Raw genomic sequence first — 6,881 nt, 5'->3', positions numbered from 1 at the left:
AGCTAAACCAGCTGGCTTTTTTTTGTTTAACTCAATTCAATTTCACTTTTCATTTTTAGAATATTGTTGCAGTTTTGTATCAAAGTAAAAATCCATGTCAATTCTCTTTAAAGGATTAAAGTTGATCAACCCTTCCGGAGTTGAAAAAGCTCAGAGTTTTATTTTTCATAGTGGGAAATTGTTTCCAGAGTCTGAAAAGCCTGATCTTGCTATCACCCAAGAAGTTGATGCATCTTCCTTTATGTTATCTAAGGGTTGGATTGACTTGAGGTGCATGGTAGGAGATCCAGGGTTGGAATATAAAGAAACAATAGAGTCTTTATGTGAATCTCTTTTGGCAAGCGGATTTACTTCAGCAGTAATTCTACCAAATACTGAGCCTGTAATTCAAAGTAAAAATGAAGTAGACTTTGTTTTAAACAAGGCGAAAAAATATCCTTTAAGGTTAATTATTCAAGGTGCTGTAACAAAAAATACAGATGGTGAGGACTTAACTGAAATTTTGGATATGCATCATCAATCTGGCGTAACCATATTTGGAGATGGAATCAAAACTCTTGCAAATGGAGACCGGTATATGAAGATCCTTCAATATCTTCAAAAGTTCAATGGAGTTTTATTCGATCACGCATACGATCCTTTGATCGCCAGTTTTGGTCAAATGCACGAAGGTGAAAATTCTACTATGCTAGGTATGAAAGGAATTCCAAGCTTAGCAGAGGATGTGGCCATTCAACGTAATCTTGAGATTTTGAAATATGCTGGCGGTAAAGTCCATTTTCAAACTATCAGCACCGCCAAAGGAGTGGAATTGATTAGAAAAGGAAAAGCTGAAGGTTTAAATATCACTTGCGATGTTTCTATCTATCAATTGCTTTTTTCAGATGGAGATTTGATGGATTTTGATCCAAACTTTAAAGTTAAACCGCCATTTAGAGGCTCTATAGATAGAATTGCCCTTATGGAGGGACTGAAAGATGGTACTATTGATGCGATAGTTTCCAATCACCAACCGCAGGATTTTGATTCTAAATTCATGGAATTCGATCTTGCATCATTTGGAATGGTTGGTTTGCAGACCTTTTTGCCAGCTCTTGTCATGCTAGAAAAAGAGTTGACTTGGCCCTTGCTCATACAAAAATTGACATCAGGTCCAACTTCTATTATTGGAGATGACGATGAATCTTGGACTATTTTTGATCCAAATGAGAATTGGTTGTATGATAGATCTTCCAATAAATCTAATTCTCAAAATTCACCTTGGTTTGGATTGAACTTAAAAGGAAAAGTAAAATACATCATTCAAAAGGGTGAATTGATTTCTATAGATGAATAAATACTTTAAATCCGCCTACCTATTTGGTGTACTCGGGGGTATATTGGGTTTAGTGTCATTTTTTACTTTATCCTTTTTCCGAGATGATCCAACGACACTAAATCTCATTTTTGGTTATGTAATAATTCCTATTTCAGTCTATTTAGCACTCAGGTATTTTAAAGATTATTCAAACCAAGGCTATATCTCATTTGCAGAAGGAATGAGCGTTGGTTTCGTGTCCTACATGATAATCGCGATTATTTCATTCTTAGGGATATGGTTATTCCTAACAATTGATATAAATCTTTTTGAATTAATAAAGTCTTCAAAAATTGATACTTTAGTACAAAGTAAGGACACAATTGTTTCTCAGGTCGGTCAAAATTCTTACGATGCGACATTAGAAAGTGTTAAAATGATGCGTAAAACCGACATTGCATTAAATGATGCTATTTGGAAAATCATCCCCGGACTTTTTTTTACTATTATTATTTCAATTATTTTGAGAAAAAACCCTAACTAGAAAATTATGGAAGAACAACAATCACCTTTTAAAGCGGCAATTCAACCAGGTTTAACAATTGGTTTGATATCACTTGCCTTGACTTTTATTGCATATTTTATTGATGCGACTTTATTGGGGTCAGCCTGGTTTGGCTTAGTAGCTTTGGTCGTCTTCTTTGCATTGATCATCTATTTTGGAAGGCAGTATAGGACTGAGTTAGGTGGGTTTATGACTTTTGGTGTAGCTTTCAATTTTAGTTTTATTGCAATATTAATTTCTGGGATAATCAGTTTATTGGGACAGATTTTACTATTTCATGTCATTGACCCATCCCTTCCCGGTGTATTAGCAGATTTAGCTTTTGAAAACAGCCTAAAAATGATGGAAAATTTTGGTGCTTCGCCTGATTCCCTACCCCCAGGGCAACTTGAAGAAATGCGAGCTAGCACCACTAATCAGTTCACTTTAAAAGGGCAACTAACTAGTTTTGGAATTGGGATTGTCATATACGCTATAATTGCTTTAATTTTGGCTGCAATTTTGAAGAAGCGAGATAAGTCTCTGGATTACTAACTATGCCTCAAATTTCCGTAGTCGTTCCTGTATTTAACGAAGAGGAATCAATCACTGAATTAACTCAATGGATTAGCCGTGTCATGAATGATCACGGCTTTTCTCATGAAATTATTTTTATTAATGATGGGAGCACTGATGAGTCTTGGACAGTCATTAATGCGCTTACTTTAAAATTCCCAACTGTAAAAGGATTAAATTTCAACAGGAATTATGGAAAGTCTGCTGCTTTGGATGCGGGTTTTCAAAAAGCTTCAGGGGATGTAGTGATTACCATGGATGCTGATCTTCAAGATAGCCCTGATGAAATCCCAGGATTATACGAACTCATTAAAGAAGGTGGTTATGATGTTGTTTCGGGATGGAAAAAAGAAAGGCATGATCCTATTTCAAAGACGATTCCATCAAGATTTTTTAATGCTGTTACCCGGTGGATTTCCGGCATCAAGCTACATGATTTTAATTGCGGGCTAAAAGCATATAGGAAGAAGGTCGTTAAGAATATCCAGATTTATGGCGAAATGCACCGCTATATTCCATTACTTGCAAAATGGAATGGCTTTCCAAAAATCGGAGAAAAGGTTGTTCAGCATCAGGCAAGAAAGTACGGCTACTCAAAATTTGGAATCGAAAGGTTTTTGAATGGGTTTTTGGACTTGATTTCTGTTTCTTTCGTACATCGATATAAAAAGAAACCCATGCATTTTTTCGGTCTCTTAGGTACATTATCTTTTTTTTCAGGCTTTGTAATTACTTGTTGGCTTATTTTCCAAAAAGTCTATGGTTTAAGCAAAGGTCTACAGGTCCGGGAAATCACAGAGAAACCATTATTCTTTTTGGCGCTCGTAGCCCTGATTATTGGGGTTCAATTATTTGTAACTGGGTTTATTGCAGAGTTAATGACTTCAAATCAATCAAAAGAAACGGAATACAAAATTGATGAAGAGTTAAATTTTGAGTATTAATGTATTTCTCGGTTGTCATACCAGTTTATAACCGACCTGATGAACTAAAAGAACTTCTTAGAAGTCTGGTTTCTCAATCCTTTCAGTCATTTCAAGTAATAGTTATTGATGATGGATCCACGATTAAATCTGATGACATCGTAAGAGAATTTCAGGATAAAATCCCGATTAACTATCGCTATCAAAGGAACCAAGGTCAAGGATTTGCAAGGAATGATGGAATGAAGCTCGCTCAAGGAGAGTTTTTTGTTATCCTTGATTCAGATGTTATTTTGCCCAAGGACTACTTAGAAGTCTTAAAAACAGCTATTAGAGCAAGAGAGCTTGATGCATTTGGCGGTCCGGATGCCGCAATGGAAGATTTTAGTCCACTCCAAAAGGCTATGGATTTTGCAATGACTTCATTCTGGACAACTGGCGGTATTCGTGGGAAACTAAAAAACCCAGAAAAATATCAGGCTCGAGGTTTTAATATGGGAGTTTCTCGTAAAGTTTTTGAAATAACCGGTGGCTTCATAGATCCAAATCGAGGCGAAGATATTGAGTGGAGTATCCGTATTAAAAAAGCTGGATTTAAGTTGGAGTTAGTTGAAGAGGCTTTTGTTTATCATAAGAGGAAAAACACCATACTTTCATTTGCTAAACAAGGCTTTGAATTTGGAAGGAATCGGGTGAACGTCTCTAGATTTCATCCGGAGGCTATTAAAGTAGTACATCTTTTACCTAGTCTATTCCTTTTATATTGTCTTGGTGTCTTTATATCGGGGATTTTCGATTTCCAAATTTTCCTTCCCCTATTAACCATTTTGATATTTTGGTTCCTTGCTATCTTTGTTAATTCAAGTATAAGTTACCAGTCAATCTTGGTAGGTTTTTATAGCTTAGCTACCTCATTTTTTCAATTATGCGCTTATGGATTCGGGTTGATTTTTGAACTTACTAGAAAAATATTCAGGGGTTAATTTCCTTTCCTACAAACAAATATCACCTCCTTTTCAGGTAGAGAATATTTCTTTATATCCTCTGTTGATAGTTCTTTAACGAATTGATTTGCTTCAATCTTAATTCCAGATTTTCGTAATCTAGCTGCATAATCATTTCCATATTTCCTAACATGGTCTCGCTGACCAAATACTCTTTCCCTTTCTGCCGGATCTTTGATGGTTTTGTCTTCTAGGGTTTTATCAAGGTCGTAAACTGGTGATTGAATTATTCCCCAACCATCATTTTTTAAAACTCGGTTAATTTCTGCGCAAGCTACTAGGTCATCTTCCACATGTTCCATCACATGGTTACAAAACACTACATCAAAAGTATTTTCTTCAAAGGGAATTTTGTGGACATCCATTTTAACTTTAGCAAGAGGAGACTCCAAATCAGCAGTGATGTATTCAAGATTTGATATAGCTTCGAATCTATCAATAAAACAATGCTCAGGAGCTATATGTAAAACTTTAAGTTTTGAGGTGAAAAAGTCAGTTTTTCCCTTTAGAAAAAGCCACATCAATCGATGTCTTTCCAAAGCTAAACAATTAGGGCAAAGTGCATTTTCTCTTGCGATTCGGCCGTATGGTAAAAACTTTTTATAGCTGTGGTCACAGACTGGGCAATACACATTATTGCCTTTGTTGAATAGAGCTAAAAACCTCAATGCCAAGGGGCTTACTTTTTGTAAAAAGGGTCTTGGAACATAGCGGATAACAAAACTGATAAGAGACTTCATTCAACAGGAGATTTTACGCCCGCAATTTAATTAAAGTAGGTTGAGTAGCACAGCTATTAATATTCTTTTAAGTCTTTCGGAAGTTTTAGCATTTGTAGGATAAAAGTCTTTTGGTTCCCATTAAACTATCATTAATTTAGTTTAAATCTATCTAGGTTGGTTTTTCTATTTTATTCTATGAATTATTCTCTCTCTTCAAAAGTCACAGTTTTAGTAATTTTTGCTCTGACTTTAGCATTTACTTTTGGATCATACGCGCAAGATTCTGTCTCGTATTCTTTGCAGGAGATGGTTCAAAGAGCTAAAGACCGATCGCCTGCTTCGCTCAGAGCCAAAACTAGAAAAGAGAATAGATACTGGAGATATCGGTTTTTTAAATCTAATTATAACCCACAATTGAGATTGTCTGGTAATATTCCAACTTACTCGCAAGCCTTCAACCGCGTAGAGCAACCAGATGGTACAATTGAATTTAGGGAGGTAAACCAAAATTTTATTGATTTGGGGTTGGGACTCCAACAAGTAATTGCCCCGACAGGAGGAACAATATCCGTCAATACTTCTACCAACAGATTTGATAATTTTCTAGCCAGTGATTCTGATGTTCAAACTAGATGGTCTGGAGTTCCTGTTAATATAAGTTTGACCCAACCGATATTTGCTTATAATCCATATAAATGGGACAAAAAAATTGAGCCACTCATTTTTGAGGAGAGTAAAAGAGAATTTGTCCAAGAGTCAGAAATGATTTCTATGATGGTCACAGAGTTGTTTTTTGATTATTTGATTGCCCAAGTAAATTTTGATATTGCTTCAAAAAACCTAAAAAACACGGAGGATATTTATTCCATTGAAAAAAAGAGATATGAAATCGGGGCTACTTTCGAAGACAAACTTTTACAGGTAGAACTGCAGACATTACAGGCTAAGCAGGATCTCGCACAAGCACAGCTAGATCTCGAAAAATCCTCCCTTGCCGTTAATTCATATATTGGTTTAAATCAAAATGCTAAAATTAAATTACATCCTCCTGATGATATTCCTCAATTCCATGTTGATGTAAATCAGGCTATCGAATATGCATTCCAAAATAGGGCTGAAGCACTTGGTTTTGACAGAAGAAGGTTAGAGTCAGAAGCCCAATTGGCAGATGCAAAAGGTCAGCGACTGGCTATGAATTTGAATGCAAGTTATGGATATAACAATGCAGCATTTACTTGGTCAGATATTTACAATAACCCTAATACACAAGCCTTAGTAAACTTAGGTATTTCTGTGCCTATTCTTGATTGGGGCAGAAATAAAGCCCGATTGTCACAAGCTCTAGCTAATCAGCAATTGACTGAATATGAAGTAGAGCAGGAGACGATCAATTTTGAGCAGGAAATATTTACAAAAGTCAGAAATTTCTTAATGATTCGAGAGAGGATTGTTGTTACAAAAAAATCAGATGAAGTAGCGGAGAAAAGATATCAAATTGCATTAAATAGATATCAGACGGGTAATGTCACTATATCAGACTTGAATATTGCCCAAAATGAAAAAGATACTAACAAGAGAGCTTTCTTTAATTCGTTAAAAGATTATTGGATGGCCTATTATGAACTTCGGGCATTGACACTTTATGATTTTGAAAACGAAGAATTGCTTTATATGCCCGAGTTGGAATAATGAAACAGAAGTATTTTGCTTAACTTTCTTTTTCTAGCTTTTCGATTTACTTCTTTTGCTTTTTCGATCTTAGCTTATTGTTTAAGCTCCTTTTAGGAAACTTCTGTTGACTCTTCTTGTGCTAAT

7 protein-coding genes are annotated in these 6,881 nt (G+C 35.5%); 6 read left to right on the top strand and 1 reads right to left on the bottom strand.

Features of this window, described 5'->3' with window-relative positions; all coding sequences use genetic code 11:
• Positions 1-94 precede the first annotated feature (94 nt).
• The 5 genes from AAGF08_RS15935 to AAGF08_RS15915 are packed head-to-tail and all read left to right on the top strand — an operon-like array spanning position 95 to position 4,323.
• Positions 95-1,336, top strand: a complete 1,242-nt coding sequence (locus AAGF08_RS15935; RefSeq protein ID WP_343512287.1) for a dihydroorotase — start codon at positions 95-97, stop codon at positions 1,334-1,336.
• Positions 1,329-1,841, top strand: a complete 513-nt coding sequence (locus AAGF08_RS15930) for a DUF4199 domain-containing protein (RefSeq protein WP_343512285.1) — start codon at positions 1,329-1,331, stop codon at positions 1,839-1,841. Before AAGF08_RS15935 ends, AAGF08_RS15930 begins: the two co-directional genes overlap by 8 nt.
• A 6-nt stretch (positions 1,842-1,847) precedes the next feature.
• Complete coding sequence (locus tag AAGF08_RS15925) at positions 1,848-2,396, top strand: DUF4199 domain-containing protein (protein ID WP_343512284.1); 549 nt, start codon at positions 1,848-1,850, stop codon at positions 2,394-2,396.
• A 2-nt stretch (positions 2,397-2,398) separates the two neighbouring features.
• Positions 2,399-3,361, top strand: a complete 963-nt coding sequence (locus AAGF08_RS15920; RefSeq protein WP_343512283.1) for a glycosyltransferase family 2 protein — start codon at positions 2,399-2,401, stop codon at positions 3,359-3,361.
• Positions 3,361-4,323, top strand: coding sequence for a glycosyltransferase (locus AAGF08_RS15915; protein ID WP_343512282.1), 963 nt, complete (start codon positions 3,361-3,363; stop codon positions 4,321-4,323). Before AAGF08_RS15920 ends, AAGF08_RS15915 begins: the two co-directional genes overlap by 1 nt.
• Here the strand turns inward: AAGF08_RS15915 and AAGF08_RS15910 are convergent.
• Positions 4,320-5,084, bottom strand: coding sequence for a class I SAM-dependent methyltransferase (locus tag AAGF08_RS15910; RefSeq protein WP_343512281.1), 765 nt, complete (start codon positions 5,082-5,084; stop codon positions 4,320-4,322). The two genes, AAGF08_RS15915 and AAGF08_RS15910, sit on opposite strands and share 4 nt — an antisense overlap.
• A gap of 177 nt (positions 5,085-5,261) precedes the next feature.
• Between AAGF08_RS15910 and AAGF08_RS15905 the strand changes: the two genes are divergently transcribed.
• The gene (locus AAGF08_RS15905) at positions 5,262-6,755 is read left to right on the top strand and encodes a TolC family protein (RefSeq protein ID WP_343512280.1); all 1,494 of its coding nucleotides are present in this window, start codon (positions 5,262-5,264) and stop codon (positions 6,753-6,755) included.
• Positions 6,756-6,881: the final 126 nt, after the last annotated feature.

The sequence above is a fragment of the Algoriphagus sp. SE2 genome (genome assembly GCF_039563885.1).
GTDB lineage: Bacteria > Bacteroidota > Bacteroidia > Cytophagales > Cyclobacteriaceae > Algoriphagus.
The sequence above is the reverse complement of the archived record's forward strand: the minus strand, read 5'-3'. Positions and strand labels throughout refer to the sequence as shown.

Bases quoted from the DNA above. Each gene is read 5' to 3' on its own strand.
- AAGF08_RS15925 (WP_343512284.1), top strand. From the start codon at position 1,848: ATGGAAGAACAACAATCACCTTTTAAAGCGGCAATTCAACCAGGTTTA.
- AAGF08_RS15935 (WP_343512287.1), top strand. From the start codon at position 95: ATGTCAATTCTCTTTAAAGGATTAAAGTTGATCAACCCTTCCGGAGTT.
- AAGF08_RS15910 (WP_343512281.1), bottom strand. From the start codon at position 5,084: ATGAAGTCTCTTATCAGTTTTGTTATCCGCTATGTTCCAAGACCCTTT.
- AAGF08_RS15905 (WP_343512280.1), top strand. From the start codon at position 5,262: ATGAATTATTCTCTCTCTTCAAAAGTCACAGTTTTAGTAATTTTTGCT.
- AAGF08_RS15930 (WP_343512285.1), top strand. From the start codon at position 1,329: ATGAATAAATACTTTAAATCCGCCTACCTATTTGGTGTACTCGGGGGT.
- AAGF08_RS15920 (WP_343512283.1), top strand. From the start codon at position 2,399: ATGCCTCAAATTTCCGTAGTCGTTCCTGTATTTAACGAAGAGGAATCA.
- AAGF08_RS15915 (WP_343512282.1), top strand. From the start codon at position 3,361: ATGTATTTCTCGGTTGTCATACCAGTTTATAACCGACCTGATGAACTA.